The following is a 17,766-nucleotide window of genomic DNA, read 5'->3' on the forward strand; positions in this document are numbered from 1 at the left end:
CCCTGCAGCGTGCAGGTCAGTGTCTTGCTTGCACAAAGCCATGTTCAGCGCGCAAGCCCGCGTGAGCGCGCCAGGCGGGCGGCCTCGGAATTGGGAAAATCAGCCAGAAGCGTCTTGTACTTGCTCGCCGCGCCCTGCTTATCGCCAAGGCGGCTCAGGCACATGCCCGCCTTGAGCAAGGCGTCGGCATTCTTATGATGGCGCGGATACGCGGCATTGACTTTCTCAAACTGGGCCAGAGCTTCCCGCAACTTGCCCTGGGCATACAGACATTCGCCAGTCCAGTATTCAGCATTGGCCGCGTAGCGGCCCTGGGGATAGTGCTGCAAAAATTCCTGAAAGCGGGCAATTCCCTCGGTTGAACGCCCGGAAAGCGCCACCTGCAATGCCGCTTTATATGCCCGGTCCTCGCCTTTTCCGGCTCTGGGAGCGGCAACGGTTTGGGGAGGCGCGGCTTGCGGCGCAACGGCACTCTCCCGCGAAACGGGCGGCACGCTTGTCTCGGCGGCGGCCGCGCCCAGCGGAGGCAAGCCCGGATGCTCCGGCGGCAGCGACAGAGTCGAAGGGGGCAATGCCGGCACCTGCACCGCGGCATTGCCGTCAGTGCCGCCTTGGGCAGCAAGAGGCGTGCCGGCGGCGGGCGGCGCGGAGACACTCTTTCCTCCCGCAGCGTTGGCAGCCGGGGCTGCGTCCTTTTGAGACGTCGCAAGCGCAGGGTTTTCAACCGGCGGAAGGGCCAGACTGCCGGGCGCAGGCTCGCTTGCGGCCAACTGTCCTGTAGGGCCGGCCACCCTGTCGGGGCTGCCCACCTGACCCGCAGGGCCGGCTACGCCGGATTTGCGGGAAGCGTCGGGGCTATTGCCGACTTTGGCGCGCGCGCCATCGGTTTTGCCGGGCAAGGGCGTGGGCGGCGCGGCCGGATTGATCACCCGGCCGGACGGGGACGATGGGCCTGCATCCCTTGTGGATGCAGCGGCGGACTGAGAATTGTGCCCCTTTTGCGCGCTTTGATCCGCCTGTAGTGACCGGGCGGGCATGTTGCGCGAAGTCGGCATGCCCGCCGGAACAGAAGCAGAAGAAAGCGGCGGGCTGTAGGCAGCGGCCCTGGCGGTCTGTGCCGGAATAATCGGCACAACGGTCATGCCGGTTTTGCGGCCGCCACGAGTGCGCACTTCATAGGCCCGGTTGTTGAGCATGGCGACCTGGCTATCCAGCGCCGCAACGCTCTGTTCCAGCTTTTGCAGGCGATGCTCCGTTTCGCGCAGCGTCGCCTGGTTTGTGCGGTTGCTTTCTTCAAGCTTGCGCATCTGAGCCGTTGAAGCGCAACCGCCTGCCAAAAGCAGGCAGGCTGCCGGTATCATCAAGAGCTTTTTCATAGTACTCCCCACACCCTTTTTCCGCCGCAAGTCCGGCCGCTCTTTGGGGCATTTCCTGATTGAATTTGTCCAGAGCTCATTTCATACATCGTCATACAAACGAGTTATGAGGATCACTTTGCCAAAAAACGCGGCTTCTTCCAGAATCCACGCCGCTGCGCGGCGCAACGCGCCATGTGCGGCAAGAGAGCATTTTCTCTGGCATACTGCGCTGAGAACTCTTGCGGCGACCGTAATTTTGAGGCAAAAACAGGCCTGTATGCGTTTTCCTCAGGGTACAGAACACAGCCGGTCAGCGCAATACCGCAAGGAGTAAGCATGAATATTTACAGCCGGTCCTTTTGCCGGGCGCAAGGCGGTGCTCAATGAACTCGGTGCATGAGTTTCTCCGCGCCAATCCTCTGCTGCAAACCGGTCTGGACGTACTGGGGATTGTCATTCCGCTGGCCATGCTCCTGGCTTTTGCCGGCATGGGCTTTATGTCCGCCACAGCCAAAATTCTGTCCCATACGCGTGGACGATCCTCATATGACAAATGCGCCCGCCAGCTTGCTGCCCTGGGCCTCATTCTGGGCTGGCTGTTGCTGATCGGCGGCCGTATCTGGCTTTTTTTCACCCAGGAAGGCTACACCCCGGACTCTCTGCCGGGTTTCATGGTGGAGATGACCTGGATCCTGCTGGGGGTGGGAGTTCTGATCGGCAGCCTCTACCATGCGCTTTGGAAACCCTTGGCCACTATGCCCGTTCTGCATGTGACCCTGGGCATTTTGAGCGGGGTGCAGGGCAGCGCGGCAGTGGTGGCGGCTCTGGCCTCAGCCCGCTTTTTGACGGCGCTTGCGCAGCCTGACGCCGCAACCATGACCCTGGGCGATCTTTTTCGGCCGGAATGGGGCTCCCCCTTCTGGAGCGCGTTATGCTATACGCCGCTGCTGATTCTGGCCATGCCTGCGGCCTTCGGCGCGCTGTGGCTCCCTCTGCGGCGCGCCCACGACGATTTCGGCAGGGATCATTACAATACCATGATCCCTTGGTGCGCGGCCTGGGCCCGCAATGCCTGGGGTCTGTTCTGGCTTCTGCTGCTCATATCCAGCGGCATGCAGATCGCCCAGCACTGGCAGGCTGGAGTTTTCACAATGCAGGACGCGATTATCCAGACCTCCCGCCTGCTGCTCTGGCTGATTCCGGCTCTGCTCTGGACGCTGGTCTGCCACAGCGCCATAGCCCTCCGTCACAAGTTGACATTGCTGGCGGCGCTGGTGATCAGCATTACCTTCATGCTGCCCTATTATCTGGAAGCCACGGCCATGTAGAACGTTTTGCTAATGAAATTAGCTAAACGCTCTGGCGACAGCGTTAGCTGGCGCCCGCGCCGAATGAGCGTCCAGACCGCGTTCTGGACGCGAAATGATGGCAGCGCAGTGATTGAAAATGGATATTTTCAATCAAAGAATGCTCTAGGGTCCGCGTCACGCATACAGACGCACAGCCCGGCATCTGAATGAGCGGAGAAGACGCTGCGACGCGCAGCGCGCAGCCGCTCTGCCTGCGCGGGCCCTGGGCGCGAAGGCTTACCAAGGCTTACCGCTGCAAATATTGCCTGCGCCATTCGTCCAGAAAAAGCAGACTTGTTTCCAGATCGCTGAGCGCGCCGCTCTGCTGGCGCAAGCGCGCCAGCACGTCCTCAAAGGAGGCATGCGGCCCCAGGCCCAGTTTTCGGGCCAGTTGCGCCAGCTCCGCCTGCAGTTCCACAGGCAGTTCCGGCAGGGGCGCTTTTTCCGGGCCGCTTTCCTGCCAGGGGCCCAGGCTTTGTTCACAGTATTCCAGCAAGGCGGCCATGCGCCGCGCATAAGTGTGCTCCCGCACAACCCGCGCCTGGCCGCGCGCGGCGTAGGCCGCGCGCTCCTCAGGCCGGGCAAGAAAATAGTCGATTTTTTCGTAAAATTCTTCCAGGCTGGCAAAGGTGGCCAGTTCATCCGGGGCAAACAATTCGGGCAGCAGCGTGCGCTCGTCCACCAGTTGAAAGGCGCGCATGGCGGCCAGCTCAAAGGTGCGCGGATTGACGAAATCCCCGTGGCTGACCAGATCGTTGGTCTGCAAACTGGAATGCAGGTTAAGGTTGACCCGCGTGGCGTTATAAATTTTGACGCTTTCCTCTTCGCCAATGCGCGCGCCCTGGCGCTGGACGTGACCAGCCAGAAGGCTTTCCCCTTCCCAGTCCGATCCCCAGATTTTGAAATCGCGGCCGGCCAGCCGCCGGAAGGCCAGCCGCCGGTTGGGATAGCCGGCCCCGAGAAAGCCGATGTCCGCCCCGTATTCACGTTGCTCGGCCGGGCTGAGCGCAAGCGGTTTGTGGAAGTCGGGCAGGGCCGCCAGGGGCAGATACAAGGAGCGGACGCCCAGCGCCGCCAGTTCCGAAAGAAAGGGTTCTTTCTGAATCACCGCGAAAACATCGTAAAGCGGCGCATAGGCTCGCCAGTAAGTGAACAGGCGGTAATCTTCCACAAACCACATGGCCGTGCGCACGCCGCTGCGCTGCAGACGCTGCAGCAGGCTGCGGCTGACCGGAGCCTGGGCCAGCGCCAGCATCAGATGCGGCTCCACGGACTCAACCTGGGCCCAGATGGCCTGAGAAAGCACTTGCAAAAAAGAATGTTCCAGTTGCGCGGCCCGGTTCGGCGTGAGCGCCAGGCCTTGCAGGCCGGTAAATGCCGGATACATCAGCGGCGACTCAAAGACATGCGCGGTGTGGCCGAGCTCACGCAGCGCAGCCGCGCAATACCGGCCAATGGGCAAGGAACCGCCGTACATGGGCAGAATCACCAGAATACGCAGGGGCGCAACAGCCATCAGCAATACCTCCCGGGCGGCAGCATCCAATCAAGGTCCTGGCACAGCCAGTCATCCGGAACCGCCGGAGCGGGTGCGCTTTCGGTCTGGAGCGCCGCAGCGTCGAAAACATCCCCCGCAGCTTTGGGCAGCCGCAAAAATTCAGTCAGCGCGGCACGCACGGCAGCCCGTTGCCGAGCCTGCGGATCCGACCCGGCTTGCAGACGCAAGACGCAGCCAAGCGCGTCCAGATCGCTCTGCCAGAGTTGCAGATCATCCGGCAAAGGCGCCTGCGAGCCTGTTTCGCCCCGCAGGCAGGTGGCCAGGGAGCGCAGGAGTTCCGATTGGCGAAAGGGAGCAAGACAGGCTGTCGCATGGGGGCAGGGAGCCGACTCCAGACAGGGAGCGCAGGCCCGCGCTGCCTGCCAGATAAAATGCCCCCGGCCGTAAGGCCCGGTTTCATGTGCGCTTGCCGAGGAGAGAAAAAAAGCCAGCACAGGCACGCCCAGATGAGCCGCCAGATGCATGATGCCCGTATCCGGGGTGATCAATGCGTCCAGGCCGCGCACGGCGTCCACAAGACCCGGCCAGTCGGTTTTTCCGCTGAGATCCCTTGTCCGTTCCTGGATTCGGAGCGGCAAGAGCCGCAAAAGCTTGCGGGCGGCGGCCTGTTCGGCTTTGGAGCCCAGCAGGCGGACGGGTGGCCCGTCCAGCGCCTTGAAGGCCGTTTCCAGCACTGCGGCCAGCACGGGAACCGGCAGGGAGCGGCGCGATTCGCGCCCGGCCAGAACCACCCCCAGACCTTGCCCGCCGGGCCGGGCCTGGGGATTGACCTGATCCGCCGCCACTGGGGAATCTGCAAAATGAGCCCAGAAATCCACGAGATTGAGCGGCGAAACCGCGCGCCGCTCACTGAGGCGAAAGGCTTTGCGCGCCCAGGCGGAACGCAGGATGCCCCCCGGCGCGGGGCGGTAGCCGTGCACCAGTTCCGGCTCGAAGCAGCGGCAAAGAGCCGTCGTCATGCCGGAAAAGTTGCAGTTGTACACGGCCTGAAAGTCGGTTGCCTGCCACTGGGCCAGGATTTCCCTGTTGTGCTTGAGGGCCTGATATTGCGGCTGCGCGTGCAGATGCAGGGCGTGAATTTCAGCCGCCGGGTACAACAGCCGGGCCAGGGGAGCGAGCCCCGCCTCAATGCCGAGATGGACCCGGCCACGGCTTTCCAGCGTGCGGATCAGGCGCTTGCTCTGCACAAGGTCGCCGAAGCGTGCCGCTTGCAAGACCAGAAAAGCAGCCATCAGCCATCCTTAACAGATAGATATTTTCTCCGGCACAGGCCGGGCGTCGGCAGGAGAAATTCGCGGCAGTGTGCAGAGAACTCCCGGCGGGGCTGCCTCCGGTCGCTTGCGCTCACTCACGGCGGCTGCGCCGCCACATCCTCCGGGCGTTGCCCTGTTTTTTTTGCATGTGGACGCCAGCCCTGGCCCGGGACGGCGGCCAGAGAGAAAATCTAGCGCATTCATCCGCCTGAGGCAAGCCGCGCGCCCTTTGCAAAACGCCGCTCTTTGTATATTCTTTTCCTTCCCTGCATGTTCGCCGTGCCCTGCTGCCGCGGCTGAAAGGCAAAGGCCGGATTATGAATGCACTACATGCCAGCGCGCCGCTCTACCCTCTTTTTCTCTCGCTGGAGGGCAAACACTGTTTGCTGGCGGGCCTGGGTGAAGTGGGCCGCCGTAAACTCTCTGGCCTGCTGTGCTGCGCGCCCGCCTCGGTGCTCGTGCTGGACACGGCGGCAGCGGCAGCCACGTCCCCGGACGCCGTTCCCCTGCTGGCGCATGAGCATGTGCGGTTTGAAAAACGCGCCTGCACGCCGGAAGATGTGCAGGGCCGCGCACTGGTTTTTGCCGCCACCGGCGATGCGCGGGAGAATGCCCGGATTGCCGCCTGGTGCCGCGAGGCTGCCGTGCCGTGCAATTGCGTCAGCGCGCCGGAGCTGGGTTCTTTTCTGGTCCCTGCCGTTGCCCGGCATGGGGATCTGGCGGTCGCGCTTTCCACCGGCGGAGCCAGCCCGGCACTGGCCCGGCGCTGGCGCAGCGAGCTTGAGCTCTGGCTTGCGCCGCGGGCCCGCATGGCCTGCCTGATGGGCCGTCTGCGGCCGCTGGTTCTTGCCTTGCACCTTGAGACAGGGCAGAATGCGCAATTGTTCCGCAGAGTGGCGGCATCGCCCTTGCAGCAATGGCTGGGCGAGGGTGATTTTCAACGCTGCCGCCAGTGGCTTCTGGCGGAATTGCCGCCGGTTTTGCATACACATCTAGCGGAGTTGCTTGATGATCTCCCCTGAAGTCTCCACCCTGGTCACCCTGATCCTGTATGCTTTGGCAAGCATTGCGGGCATTGCGGGCATGGTGGCGCGCAGCCTTTTCTGGCGGCGTCTGGGCTGCTGGCTGGCGCTGGCCGGTTTTGCCTGCCAGACCCTGATGCTGGCCCTGGGTTTTCATACCGCCTTGCCCGGCGGCCTGAGCCTTGGCGCGTATCTGCAGATGCTGGCCTGGTTTGTGCTGCTCTGCGGCCTGGCTGTCTGGTTCAAAATGCGCCAGGAAACGGCGCTGCTCTTTGCCGCGCCCCTTGGATTAATACTCTTTGCCATGTCCGGCCCGTATCTGAGCGCCCTGATTCATGTGCCGCCCTCGCTGAAAGCGCCCTTTTACGCCCTGCACATCGGCGCGCTCTTTCTGAGCCTGGGGCTGACCGCGCTTGCCTTTGCCGCCGGGGCCCTGTTTCTTTTTCTGGAAGGCAGGATCAAAAGCAAACAGCGCATGCGCGGTTTCTGGCAAGACATGCCCGCGCTCTCCATCCTGGATAAAATCAACGCCTTCACCACCCTGACGGCCTTTCCGCTCTATACCCTGGGCATTGTTGCCGGGCTGATCTGGGCCAAGCCCGTGTTTGGGGCCACGGTCACGGGCGATCCCAAGGAAGTTGTCAGCATCGTGGTCTGGCTGCTTTTTGCCGTGCTCTTTCACAATCGTCTGGCGAACGGCTGGAAGGGCCGCAAGCCCGCGCGCCTGGCTGTGTTCATCTTTGTGCTCTGTCTTTTCTCGATAATTGTGGTGAATACCTTTATGGTCACGCACCACGCCTTCATCCGCCGTTAAGCAGGCTGGGCTATGGACTGCGACATTTTTCTTGTGGGCCTCAATCACCGCACTGCCGGAGTGGACGTGCGCGAGCGTTTTGCCCTGACCAATTACTGCGACCAGGAGCACTGGGCATTGCCCTGCGCCGGCGCCGTGAACGAGGCCATGATTCTTTCCACCTGCAATCGCGTTGAGCTGCTTGCCGCGGGCACGGGCGACGTGTCCGGCCAGATGCTTGACTGCTGGGCCAGGGCGCGCGACGCCGACGCCCGGGAACTCGCGCCCTACGTTTACATTCACAAAAATCTGGAAGCCGTGCGCCACCTTTTTTCCGTGGCCTCCAGCCTGGACTCCATGGTCCTGGGCGAGCCGCAGATTCTGGGGCAGTTGAAGACCGCCTACCGCAAGGCGGTGGACTGCCGCGCCACCGGCCTGATTCTCAACCGTCTGCTGCACAAGGCCTTTTCAGTGGCCAAGCGGGTCCGCACCGAGACGGCCGTGGCCTCCAGCGCCGTTTCCATCAGTTATGCGGCCGTGGAGCTCGCCAAGCGCATCTTCGGGGACATGCATCCCCACAAGGCCCTGCTGGTGGGCGCCGGGGAAATGGCCGAACTGGCGGCCACGCATCTTTTGCAGGCGGGCATTGACGAAATTCTGGTGGCCAACCGCACCCTGGCCCGGGGTGAAGAGCTGGCCGCGCAGTTCCGCGGCCGCGCCGTGGCCTTTGAGCGCTTGACGGAGCATCTGACCGAGGTCGACATCATTATCACCTCCACGGGCTCGCCCGAACCGATCATCCGGGCCAGGGACATCCGGGCCGTGCTCAGGGCGCGTAAAAACCGGCCCATGTTTTTCATCGACATTGCAGTGCCCCGCGATATTGATCCCGATGTCAACGGCCTGGACAACGTCTATCTTTACGACATTGACGATCTTAAAGAAGTTGTTGAAGAAAATCTGGCCAATCGCCGCGACGAGGCGGCCAAAGCCGTGGAAATCGTTAACGAGGAAGTGGATTTCTTTGCGCAATGGCTCAACAGCCTGGACGCGCAGCCCACCATCGTCGACTTGATCCGGCGCGGCGAGCGCATGGCCCAGGAAGAGCTGGCCCGCACCCTCAAACGCTTGGGGCCGCTGAGCGATGAACAGCGTGAAGCGCTGTCGGCCATGACCAACGCTCTGGTCCGGAAGATGAACCATGACCCGATCATGTTTCTGAAAGGCGGCGGCATGGCCCAGGAAGGCAGCGCGCCGCGCATCAGCATTGTGCGGCGGATTTTCAATCTGGACAAGACAAGCGGCGCCTGTGGCAGGAAAAGCTGATGCGCTCCTATCTCATTGATGAACTGAACGCCGAGGATACTGCGCGGCTGGCCCGTACACTTCAGGATATGGGCCTGGGCGCGGGCATGGAAGGCCTTTTCTGGCTTCCCGTGCCGCTGGAGCTCTTATCTCCCGTGCAGCGCGAGCATGCACAAGACTGCGGCCCGTATGTCATGGGCCTGGAAGTCGAGGAGCACGGCGTGCGCCTGGAACTGCTGGTGCGGGCCCGCGGCCGCCTGCGCTGCGAATGTGTGCACTATGCATCATCCCCCTTGCGGGAGCATATGCAGGCCTATCTGGATCAGCTTTTGTGCGATCTGAATGTCACGGCCTGATCTCTTCCCCTTTCCATGAAGTTTTTGCCTGATCTGCGCGCACTCACCCCGGCATCGGCCCGGCTTTGCCTGAATGTGGAGCGATTCTGGCTGCGCGATCTGGGCATGCCGCGCGGCCTGCGCCTGTTGCTGGCGCTTTCCGGAGGGGCTGATTCCACGGCGCTGGCCCTCATTCTGCGCATTTTGGCCCCGCGTCTCAGGCTGGATCTCCGCGCTCTGACCGTGAACCACGGCCTGCGGCCGGAAGCCGGGGAGGATGCCCGCTGGACCCTGCATTTTTGCGCGCAACTGGATATTGCCTGCGCACTGCGTGAGACGAATGTCGCGGCTCTGGCCGCGCAGGAACGTCTGAGCCTGGAAGAAGCCGCGCGCGCGCGGCGTTACGCCTTATTGGAAACAGCGCGAAAAGAGCAGGATGCCGATTTTGTAGTCACAGGGCATCACAACGGAGATCTGGCTGAAGATATCCTGCTGCGCCTTGTGCGGGGCACAGGCTGGCCGGCGCTGGGCGGCATGACGGCCAGAGACGGGCAGCGGCGATTGCTGCGGCCCCTTCTTTTCACGCAGCCGGAAGATCTCAGAAATTTACTGCGCGAATGCGGCATCCGCTGGCGGGAAGATGCCAGCAACCGGGATTGCGTCTTTACCCGCAACTTCATGCGCCATGCGGTTCTGCCCCGTTTGCGCGCAAAAAACCCGGCCCTGAATCGGACGCTGGCCGATCTTTGGCGTTTGGCGCAATGGGACAAAGAGTATTGGCAATCCACCCTGAGCGCGGCTCTTGCCGCCTGCCCCTGGCAGGAAGACAGCGCCGGCATCGTTCTGCCCCGGATGCTGCTGGCCGCCCTGCACCCGGCAGCCCGCCTGCGCCTGTACCTTGCGGCGCTGCGCCGACTTGCCTCAGGCCCTGAAGGCAGCCAAAGCCGCAGCAGCGGCCAGGCCAGAGCGCGAACCCTGCTCAAGCTCGACGAGGCTTTGCGTGAGGGACGCGGCAACACCCGCTTTCAATTGCCCGGCGGTGTGGAAGCCCGGCTGAAAAGCGGCGAAATCCGCTTTTTCAAGTACGACAAAAGCAAAAAACAGCGCAAAAGAAGAGAACAGCCGCTGGAGCGGAGTAACCTTGAGATTGCCTTAGAGCAGATTACCTTTGACTTTTTATGAAAGTCAAAGGTGGCATTCAGGCGAAAAACGCGGTTTTCGCCTGAATGTACGCCGCGTTGCGGCGGCTGCCGCTTTCGCGTCAGCAGAGCATTTTCAAAGTGAAAATGCTCTAAGGCCACAAAGCTCATGCACGGTGAGCCAATTCCCTGATGGCCTTGGCAATGCCTTGAGCGCGCAGACCTGCCAGCTCACGCAACTCCACCTGTTTGCCGTGTTCCACAAAACTGTCGGGCAGGCCCAGACGTCGAATCTGTTGCCCGCGCAACAGGCTGTTGTCATTCAAAAATTCCAGCACAGCTGAAGAAAAACCACCCGCCAGCACGCCTTCTTCCACAATCAGCAGGCGATCAAAACGGCGTGCGAGATCGGCCAGTTGCTCTTCGGGCAGGGGCTTGAGCCAGACAGGGTCAAAAACCAGGGGGCTGAAGCCCAGTTCTTTTTCTGTGAGAGACGCGGCTTCCAGGGCCGGATGCGCGCGATTGCCCACGGCAATGACGGCTATTTTCTCGCCCTGGCGCAAGATTTCGCCGACGCCCGGCGCGAGCAGGCGCGGCTCGCCCGTCAGCGGCACGCCGAAGCCGGCGCCGCGGGGATAGCGCAGGGCGCAGGGCTCTTTGCCGCCCAGAGCCGTGCGCAGGCAGTGCCGCAGCATATCTTCGTCCCGTGGCGCAAGCAGGCGAATGTGCGGAATATGCCGCAAATAGGCAATGTCGAAAACGCCGTGGTGCGTGGCTCCGTCCTCCCCGACCAGGCCCGCTCTGTCCACGCAAAAGGTCACAGGCAGATTTTGCAGACACACGTCATGGACGACCTGATCATAGGCGCGCTGCAGAAATGTCGAATAGATGGCCAGAGCCGGCCGGTATCCCTGGCTGGCCAGGCCCGCGGCAAAGGTGACCGCATGCTGTTCGCAGATGCCCACGTCCACAAAGCGATCAGGGAAGCGTTCCCTGAAGCTGCTTGTCCCTGTGCCTTCAGGCATGGCCGCGGTGATCGCAATGATCTTTTCGTCCTTTTCGGCCAGTTGCAAAAGTGTGTCGCTGAAAACCGAAGTAAACGAAGGCGCCTTGCCGCCGGAAGGGATCAGCATCCCGGTATCGGGCTCGAAGTGGCCCACGCCGTGGAATTGCGTGGGATCTTTTTCCGCCGGAGCGTAGCCCCTGCCCTTGTGGGTGCGCACATGCAAGAGCACAGGGCCGTCCTCCACGGCGGCCGCCATTTGCAAATGCCGCCGCAGAGCCGGAATATCGTGCCCGTCCACCGGGCCGATGTAGGTAAAGCGGAAGGCCTCGAAAAGCATGCCCGGCGTGAAAAAGGACTTGAAGCTCCACTCGCCGCGCATGGCGTACAAAGCCAGCTTTTGCCCGATGCGCGGTATGGAGCGCAAAAACTTGAGCACTTCCTTGCGGGTCTGGCGCACCCAGCGCCGCGAAAGCGTGCGGCTCAAAAAAAGCGAGAGCGCGCCCACATTGGACGAAATGGACATCTCATTGTCATTGAGCACCACAATGAGCCGCCGCCCCATATGCCCGGCAAGGTTGAGCCCTTCAAAAGCTTCGCCCGCGGTCAGCGAACCGTCGCCGATAATTGCCAGCACATGATGATGCAGGCCGGAAAGATCGCGCGCCAGGGCCATGCCCAGGGCCGCGGAAATGGATGTGGAAGAATGCCCCACCCCAAAGTGATCATAGGGGCTTTCCGCCATGCGGGGAAAACCCGACAGGCCGCCCAGGGTGCGCAAACTGTCGAAACGATTCGCCCTGCCGGTCAGAAGCTTGAAGGCGTAGGACTGATGCCCCACATCCCAGATCAGTTTGTCGTTGTCCAGATTGAATGTGGAAAGCAGGGCCAGGGTCAACTCGACCGCGCCCAGGGAAGGCGCCAGATGCCCTCCGTTGCGCGAAACCACGTCAATGATGCGCGCGCGCACTTCGCTCGCCAGTTGCTCCAGTTCAGCCTCGGAGAGTGCGGCCACTTGCCCGGGCTTTGTGATGCCGTCCAGAATCGTTTTTTCTGCGGTTTGCGCCATTTCAGGCCGCCCGGTTTACTGTGTAATCGGCCAGAGCGCGCAGAAAATCCGCCTCAACTCCTGTAAAAGCCGCCAGGGCCGCCCTGGCGTTTTCAGCCTGCTCCCGGGCCAGCTTGCGGCTCTTTTCCAGGCCCAGAAGGGAAGGATAGGTGTTTTTCCCCTGCGTCGCGTCGCTGCCCGCGGGTTTGCCCAATGTGGCCGTATCCGCAACCACATCCAGAATATCGTCGGCAATCTGAAAGGCCAGGCCCAGGGATGCGCCGAAATCGCTTATGGCGCGCACGGCCGCGTCGTCCGCTTTGGCCAGCAGGGCTCCACAAACGCATGAGGCCCGCAATAAGGCGCCGGTTTTCATGGCCTGCATGCTGCGCAACTCCTCAAGGCCGATCCCGGGCCGGCCGGTATAGATCATGTCCCATTCCTGGCCGCCCACCATGCCCGAAGATCCCGCGGCCAGAGCCAGCTCGGCCACGGCTTTGAGCACCGCGTCAGGGGCAAGGGGCGTGCGGCACATGATTACAAAAGCATCCGTAAGCAGGCCGTCTCCGGCCAGGATGGCCGTAGCCTCGTCAAAGGCCTTGTGGTTGGAAGGCTTGCCCCGGCGCAGATCATCATCGTCCATGGCCGGAAGATCGTCATGAATCAGAGAGTAGGTGTGGATCATTTCAATGGCCGAAGCAAAAGGCAGCACTTTTTCCGGCGCAAGGCCGCAGAGGGCCGCGCAGCTCATGCAAAGAACCGGCCTGAGCCGCTTGCCGCCAGCCTGCAAACTGTAGAGCATGGACTCCTTGAGTCGCGGGGGCAGGGGACGATTGTCCAGACATGTGGCGAGAAAAGCCTCCACTTCTTTGCCCCGGCTTTGCAGCAGGGTCTTCATTTCCGGCATGGGCATCATGATTGATCCGCCTTCTCCTCTGCCCCGCCGGGCAGATCGTTTACGACTTCAAGAGATTTCAGCTCGCCGTCCTGCCAGAGAGAAAGCTCGTGGCGGGCCTTTTCCAATTGCTTGCGGCAAAAGCGCGAGCATTCCGCGCCTTCCTTATACAGGGCCATGCCTTTTTCAAGCGGCAGATCGCCGGATTCCAGGGCGCTGACGATTTCCTGCAAGCGGGCCATTTTTACTTCAAAAAGATTATCTTTCGTGGGGCTCATGGCTTTGTCTCCGAATTCAGCGGGCATTGCCGGAAGAAATGGCAGCCGCCCCGGGCTTTGCCCCTGCGGCCGGAGCAGCCAGAAAGGGCTGCGGATCCACGGATTGCCCCTGCACAATGAGCGAAAGATGCAGATGCGGGCCGGTCACGCGCCCGGTTGCGCCCACCAGACCGACAACCTGGCCTTTGCGCACGCGCTCGCCGGCTTTGACTTTGCTCTCCGACATATGCAGATAGGCGCTGAAGACCCCTTCCCCGTGATTGATATACACCGCATTGCCGGAAAAATACAAATTATCCGCCAGGGCCACTTCGCCGTCCGCGCATGCCCGGATGGGCGTGCCCTGCGCGCCGCGCAGATCCAGCCCGCGGTGCACGCTGCGCGGTTGGCCGTTGAAAACGCGCTTCATGCCGAACAGGCTGGAGACGCCGCCCGGCACAGGGCGCTCAAAGGGCAGCGTCCAGTACCGTTCCGGCAGATAGACGGAGAGAATCCGGCGCACTTTTTCGCGATCCTTTTTGATCCGCTCCTGCTGCGCGGCAGGCGGATTGACGTACTTTTTGTCCACCGTAAGCTTTTGTACCGGCCGCTCCCTGTCATACAGCGCAATAGCCATGTTCGCTTTCGCCACGTCGTCGGAAGCGCGCGACCCCGGCCCCTCGCGCCCGGACGTTACGGCAAGCTCAAGCCGTTGCGCTTTTTCATCCAGGGGCACAGGCAACAGGATAACCGCCTGCCATTGCCCGCCCGCATCCGCCGCACGCTGCGCCACAGCTTTGTAAGACTTGCCCCGCCAGTGAAACGTAAAGCATGTAGCAGGCTGATCGGCGGCAGCCAGCGCCAGAAAGGCATCGCCCCGGGCCGCCCTGGCCGGAGCCTCCAGACGCACGCCCGCCAGCGCGCAGACATGGGTCAGAAGACACGCAATCAGTATGGGGAGTATCCGAAAGATTTTATCATGCCTCATGCGAACCATCCTGTTGCTCCGAAAGCTTTTTTTTCTCAGGCTTGACGTCACTGATCACCGCGTCGACACGGCCGTCGCAGAGGCGCACCTCAATGGGCAGGCCGGGAGACGCGCTGCGTACCGAACGCAGAATATCCCCTTGTTTTGTACGCACCAGCGCATAACCGCGGCGCAAGGGCGTCAGGGGATTTTGGGCTTCCAGCGCCAGTTGGAGACTCTCCAGCCTGCGCTCATGGCCTGCCAGCAGGTTGCGGCTCGCCGTCTGCAAACGGTTCTGCGCCAAAGCCAGCCCATGCTCCGCATCCATGATCCGGCGCGGCAGAGCCGCGCGCAACGTTGAAGTCAGCACTTCCAAACGCGCATTGCGCATGGCCAGGTTTTCCGTAGTGAAGCTGTTCCGGCGGCATTGCTCAAGGTGCTCCCAAGCCTGTTTTTTTGCATTGAACCAGTAAGCGGCCGCGCGCTGGAGATGGGAGCAAAGCCCTGCCAAGCGCTCGTCAAGGCGGGTCAGATGGCGGCCGGGCGAAAACCAGCGCAGGGCGTTTTCGTTTTCTTTGAGTTTTTGCTCCGCCCGCGCCACAAGCTGGCTCACGGCCCGTTGCAAGGCCGCATTTGCTTCGTCCAGGCGCTGCCAAAGCTCGGCGCGCAGGGGCCAGAGCAACTGGGCGGCATGGGAGGGCGTGGACGCGCGCAGATCCGCGGTCATGTCCGCAAGGGTAAAATCCACCTCATGCCCGATCCCCGCCAGAACAGGCAGGCGCGACTGGAAAACCGCAGCAGCCACTTCTTCCTCATTGAAAGCCCAGAGATCCTCCAAAGAGCCGCCGCCCCGGATCAGCACAATGGCCTGGGCCCAGCCCTGGGCGTTGGCTTCGGCCAGGGCCCGCACAATCTCCGGCGCGGCGTTCTCGCCCTGAACCAGAACCGGGAAAAGTCGAATCTGCGCGCCGCTACCCCGGTTTTGCGCCAACTCCAGGAAGTCGTGAATGGCCGCGCCTGTGCGGGAAGTGATCAGCGCCACCCGCTGCGGATCCCGCGGCAAGGGGCGTTTGCGTTCCCGGCTGAAATAGCCGAGGCCGGCCAGCTTCCGCTTGCGCTCTTCAAAAGCCTGGGCCAGCAGGCCCAGGCCCGCGGGTTGGATCAGTTCAATCAACAACTGGTACTGGCCGCGCGGCGCATAGACGCTGAGCCGCCCGGCGCACAACACATCCAGGCCGTTACTCAGGAGTTCCTGAGCCGCGGGCCGGGGTTTGTCGAAAACCTCGCCGGTAAGCGGATCAAACTGCCTCCCCTGCTCCGGCTCCCGCTGCTGGGATCTGAACCAGACGCACTGCAACTGCGCGTCCTGATCCTTGAGGCTGAAATAGATATGCCCGGAACCGGGACGCGAGAGATTGCTCACCTCGCCGCGCACCCAGACAAAAGGAAAGCGCGCTTCCAGACTTTTCCGCAAGAGCTCCGTGAGCTCCCGGACAGTCAGAATGCCGTCCCGCATGGTTCAGCGGCTCCGGCAAAGGCTCAAAGCGCAGGGCCGGATCGCTCAGGCCCCTGCTGCTTTTCCCAGCCGTTGCGCACCGCCGCGGCCCAGGCCGAAAAATCCCGGGCCAGGTTTTCCACGGAAAGTTCCCCTTTTTCGCCGCTGCGACGATCCTTGCATTCCACAATGCCGCGCGCGAGGCCTTTGCCGCCCACCACCAACTGCATGGGCACGCCCAGGAGGTCGGCATCCTTGAATTTAACCCCCGGCCTCTCATCCCGGTCGTCCAGCAAGACATCAACGTCCATCTCCCGAAGCAAGGCGTAGATTGCTTCAGCCCTGGCGTTGACTTCGGCGTTGCGCGGGTCAAGATTGAGCAGAATACATGTAAAGGGAGCCAGCGGCGGCGGGAACACAATGCCGTTTTGATCGTGGTTCTGTTCAATGGCGGCAGCGGCCACGCGCGAGACGCCGATACCGTAACAGCCCATGATCATCAGCTTTTCCTTCCCGGTTTCATCCAGAAAGGCCGCATGCATGGCCTCACTGTATTTAAGGCCCAGCATGAAGATGTGCCCCACCTCAATACCCCTGGTAAGCTCAATGCGGCCGCCGCAACGCGGGCAGACATCCTCCGGGGTGATGGCGCGCAGATCCGCCCAGGCCGTGATTGTTGCGTCGCGGCGCAGGTCCACATGCCTGAAATGGGCGTCAGCGGCGTTGGCCCCGACAATGTAATCCGTGCCCCCCTGCAATTCAAAATCCGCGTACACGGGCACGGACAGGCCAATGGGGCCCGCGAAGCCCACCGGCGCATGGGTCAGGCCTTCCACCACGGCGGCCCCGGCCAGTTCCGCATCCTGCGCCTTGAGCAGATTCTTGAGCTTGACGGCATTGACCTCGCGGTCGCCGCGCACCAGCACGGCAACGGTTTTGCCGTCCACAGTCAAGAGCATGGTTTTGACGATGCTCGCGGCAGGCACATGCAGCATGTTTGCCACTTCTTCCACGCTGTGCGCACCCGGAGTAGCGACTTTTTCGCAAGGCGGGCAGGCGGCGGCGCATGCTTCGCCCTGCCAGGTCACTTCAGCGCGCTCCACGTTGGCCGCGTAATCGCAGTTATGGCAGAAGGCGATGGTATCCTCGCCGGTATCGGCCAGGACCATGAACTCATGGGAAAAATTGCCGCCGATGGAGCCGGTGTCGGCTTCAACTGCCCTGAACCTGAGGCCCAGGCGGCTGAAAATGCGGGTATAGGCGTCGTACATCAGTTTGTAGCTCCGCTCCGCGCCCGCGCTGTCGGCGTCAAAGGAATACGCATCCTTCATCATGAATTCGCGGCCGCGCATCAGACCGAAGCGGGGGCGGATTTCATCGCGGAACTTGCTCTGGATCTGATAGAGACGCACCGGCAGTTGCCGGTAGGAACGCACTTCGCCGCGCACCAGATCCGTGATCACTTCCTCATGCGTGGGGCCCAGGCAATACTCGCGCTCATTGCGATCTTTGAAACGCAAAAGCTCCTTGCCGTAGTGCTCCCACCGGCCGGTCTCTTTCCAGAGATCCCCTGGCTGGACCATGGGCATGAGCAATTCCTGAAAACCGGCCGCGTTCATCTCTTCGCGCACGATCCCGGCGATTTTTTCCATGACCTTGAGGCCCAGGGGCAGATAAATATAAAGCCCGGAGGTGAGTCGGCGCACCATGCCGGCGCGCAGCAAAAGCTTGTGACTGATCACCTCGGCGTCTGCCGGGGATTCCTTGAGCGTGGGAATGTAACAGGAACTGAAGCGCATGGATTTTGCATCCTTTACATGAAGTTTTACCGCGCGGCGCAACGGCGTGAGCAAGCCGCAACGACCGGAGCGCATTCCGTGAAAAGCCACGTTGTTCCACGGCATGACAACGTTGAAATTTGTAAAATTTCAAAGCTTATCCGGTCTAGAACAGATTACCTTTGACTTTTTATGAAAGTCAAAGGTGGCA

Annotated in this window: 15 protein-coding genes; 6 read left to right on the forward strand and 9 right to left on the reverse strand. The window is 61.9% G+C overall.

Annotated elements, in window-relative coordinates:
- Positions 1 to 44 precede the first annotated feature (44 nt).
- Positions 45 to 1,376, reverse strand: a complete 1,332-nt coding sequence (ybgF, locus tag G7Y51_RS01735) for a tol-pal system protein YbgF (RefSeq protein ID WP_165174687.1) — start codon at positions 1,374 to 1,376, stop codon at positions 45 to 47.
- A gap of 365 nt (positions 1,377 to 1,741) precedes the next feature.
- Here ybgF and G7Y51_RS01740 point away from each other — a divergent pair, with 365 nt between their 5' ends.
- Complete coding sequence (locus tag G7Y51_RS01740; protein WP_165174689.1) at positions 1,742 to 2,686, forward strand: hypothetical protein; 945 nt, start codon at positions 1,742 to 1,744, stop codon at positions 2,684 to 2,686.
- Between the two features lie 268 nt (positions 2,687 to 2,954).
- Here G7Y51_RS01740 and G7Y51_RS01745 read toward each other — a convergent pair whose 3' ends face one another.
- Positions 2,955 to 4,223: a glycosyltransferase gene (locus G7Y51_RS01745; RefSeq protein WP_165174690.1), complete on the reverse strand. Its 1,269-nt coding sequence runs from the start codon at positions 4,221 to 4,223 to the stop codon at positions 2,955 to 2,957.
- A complete protein-coding gene (locus tag G7Y51_RS01750) occupies positions 4,223 to 5,497 on the reverse strand; it encodes a glycosyltransferase family 9 protein (RefSeq protein ID WP_165174692.1) in 1,275 nt (424 codons plus the stop codon). Before G7Y51_RS01750 ends, G7Y51_RS01745 begins: the two co-directional genes overlap by 1 nt.
- 338 nt (positions 5,498 to 5,835) lie before the next feature.
- Between G7Y51_RS01750 and G7Y51_RS01755 the strand changes: the two genes are divergently transcribed.
- Genes G7Y51_RS01755 through tilS form a run of 5 tightly spaced genes read left to right on the forward strand, consistent with a single transcriptional unit; the run spans position 5,836 to position 10,155 of the window.
- A complete protein-coding gene (locus G7Y51_RS01755) occupies positions 5,836 to 6,540 on the forward strand; it encodes a bifunctional precorrin-2 dehydrogenase/sirohydrochlorin ferrochelatase (protein ID WP_165174694.1) in 705 nt (234 codons plus the stop codon).
- Positions 6,527 to 7,354, forward strand: coding sequence for a cytochrome c biogenesis protein CcsA (gene ccsA / locus G7Y51_RS01760; protein WP_165174696.1), 828 nt, complete (start codon positions 6,527 to 6,529; stop codon positions 7,352 to 7,354). The genes G7Y51_RS01755 and ccsA overlap by 14 nt, the downstream gene beginning before the upstream one ends.
- A 12-nt stretch (positions 7,355 to 7,366) precedes the next feature.
- Positions 7,367 to 8,659, forward strand: a complete 1,293-nt coding sequence (gene hemA, locus G7Y51_RS01765) for a glutamyl-tRNA reductase (RefSeq protein WP_165174697.1) — start codon at positions 7,367 to 7,369, stop codon at positions 8,657 to 8,659.
- Positions 8,659 to 8,994: a hypothetical protein gene (locus G7Y51_RS01770; RefSeq protein ID WP_165174699.1), complete on the forward strand. Its 336-nt coding sequence runs from the start codon at positions 8,659 to 8,661 to the stop codon at positions 8,992 to 8,994. The genes hemA and G7Y51_RS01770 overlap by 1 nt, the downstream gene beginning before the upstream one ends.
- 15 nt (positions 8,995 to 9,009) lie before the next feature.
- Positions 9,010 to 10,155, forward strand: a complete 1,146-nt coding sequence (gene tilS, locus G7Y51_RS01775; protein ID WP_165174700.1) for a tRNA lysidine(34) synthetase TilS — start codon at positions 9,010 to 9,012, stop codon at positions 10,153 to 10,155.
- 124 nt (positions 10,156 to 10,279) lie between these two features.
- Here tilS and dxs read toward each other — a convergent pair whose 3' ends face one another.
- The 6 genes from dxs to G7Y51_RS01805 are packed head-to-tail and all read right to left on the reverse strand — an operon-like array spanning position 10,280 to position 17,576.
- A complete protein-coding gene (dxs, locus tag G7Y51_RS01780) occupies positions 10,280 to 12,184 on the reverse strand; it encodes a 1-deoxy-D-xylulose-5-phosphate synthase (protein WP_165174702.1) in 1,905 nt (634 codons plus the stop codon).
- A gap of 1 nt (position 12,185) precedes the next feature.
- Positions 12,186 to 13,079, reverse strand: a complete 894-nt coding sequence (locus G7Y51_RS01785; RefSeq protein ID WP_165174703.1) for a polyprenyl synthetase family protein — start codon at positions 13,077 to 13,079, stop codon at positions 12,186 to 12,188.
- Entirely contained in the window at positions 13,076 to 13,336 is a 261-nt protein-coding gene (gene xseB, locus G7Y51_RS01790) for an exodeoxyribonuclease VII small subunit (RefSeq protein WP_165174704.1), read from the reverse strand. Before xseB ends, G7Y51_RS01785 begins: the two co-directional genes overlap by 4 nt.
- 16 nt (positions 13,337 to 13,352) lie before the next feature.
- Positions 13,353 to 14,303 (reverse strand): M23 family metallopeptidase, encoded by a 951-nt coding sequence (locus G7Y51_RS01795; protein WP_165174705.1) that lies wholly within the window; start codon positions 14,301 to 14,303, stop codon positions 13,353 to 13,355.
- Positions 14,293 to 15,798 carry an exodeoxyribonuclease VII large subunit gene (xseA, locus tag G7Y51_RS01800; RefSeq protein WP_165174706.1) on the reverse strand — a complete coding sequence of 502 codons (1,506 nt, stop codon included), beginning with the start codon at positions 15,796 to 15,798 and terminating at the stop codon, positions 14,293 to 14,295. The genes G7Y51_RS01795 and xseA overlap by 11 nt, the downstream gene beginning before the upstream one ends.
- A gap of 23 nt (positions 15,799 to 15,821) precedes the next feature.
- Positions 15,822 to 17,576, reverse strand: coding sequence for a proline--tRNA ligase (locus tag G7Y51_RS01805; protein ID WP_165174707.1), 1,755 nt, complete (start codon positions 17,574 to 17,576; stop codon positions 15,822 to 15,824).
- Positions 17,577 to 17,766: the final 190 nt, after the last annotated feature.

Source organism: Desulfovibrio sp. ZJ369 (assembly GCF_011039085.1).
In the GTDB taxonomy this organism is placed as follows: domain Bacteria; phylum Desulfobacterota; class Desulfovibrionia; order Desulfovibrionales; family Desulfovibrionaceae; genus Desulfovibrio.

Bases quoted from the DNA above. Each gene is read 5' to 3' on its own strand.
- ybgF (WP_165174687.1), bottom strand. From the start codon at position 1,376: ATGAAAAAGCTCTTGATGATACCGGCAGCCTGCCTGCTTTTGGCAGGC.
- G7Y51_RS01740 (WP_165174689.1), top strand. From the start codon at position 1,742: ATGAACTCGGTGCATGAGTTTCTCCGCGCCAATCCTCTGCTGCAAACC.
- G7Y51_RS01745 (WP_165174690.1), bottom strand. From the start codon at position 4,223: ATGGCTGTTGCGCCCCTGCGTATTCTGGTGATTCTGCCCATGTACGGC.
- G7Y51_RS01750 (WP_165174692.1), bottom strand. From the start codon at position 5,497: ATGGCTGCTTTTCTGGTCTTGCAAGCGGCACGCTTCGGCGACCTTGTG.
- G7Y51_RS01755 (WP_165174694.1), top strand. From the start codon at position 5,836: ATGAATGCACTACATGCCAGCGCGCCGCTCTACCCTCTTTTTCTCTCG.
- ccsA (WP_165174696.1), top strand. From the start codon at position 6,527: ATGATCTCCCCTGAAGTCTCCACCCTGGTCACCCTGATCCTGTATGCT.
- hemA (WP_165174697.1), top strand. From the start codon at position 7,367: ATGGACTGCGACATTTTTCTTGTGGGCCTCAATCACCGCACTGCCGGA.
- G7Y51_RS01770 (WP_165174699.1), top strand. From the start codon at position 8,659: ATGCGCTCCTATCTCATTGATGAACTGAACGCCGAGGATACTGCGCGG.
- tilS (WP_165174700.1), top strand. From the start codon at position 9,010: ATGAAGTTTTTGCCTGATCTGCGCGCACTCACCCCGGCATCGGCCCGG.
- dxs (WP_165174702.1), bottom strand. From the start codon at position 12,184: ATGGCGCAAACCGCAGAAAAAACGATTCTGGACGGCATCACAAAGCCC.
- G7Y51_RS01785 (WP_165174703.1), bottom strand. From the start codon at position 13,079: ATGATGCCCATGCCGGAAATGAAGACCCTGCTGCAAAGCCGGGGCAAA.
- xseB (WP_165174704.1), bottom strand. From the start codon at position 13,336: ATGAGCCCCACGAAAGATAATCTTTTTGAAGTAAAAATGGCCCGCTTG.
- G7Y51_RS01795 (WP_165174705.1), bottom strand. From the start codon at position 14,303: ATGAGGCATGATAAAATCTTTCGGATACTCCCCATACTGATTGCGTGT.
- xseA (WP_165174706.1), bottom strand. From the start codon at position 15,798: ATGCGGGACGGCATTCTGACTGTCCGGGAGCTCACGGAGCTCTTGCGG.
- G7Y51_RS01805 (WP_165174707.1), bottom strand. From the start codon at position 17,576: ATGCGCTTCAGTTCCTGTTACATTCCCACGCTCAAGGAATCCCCGGCA.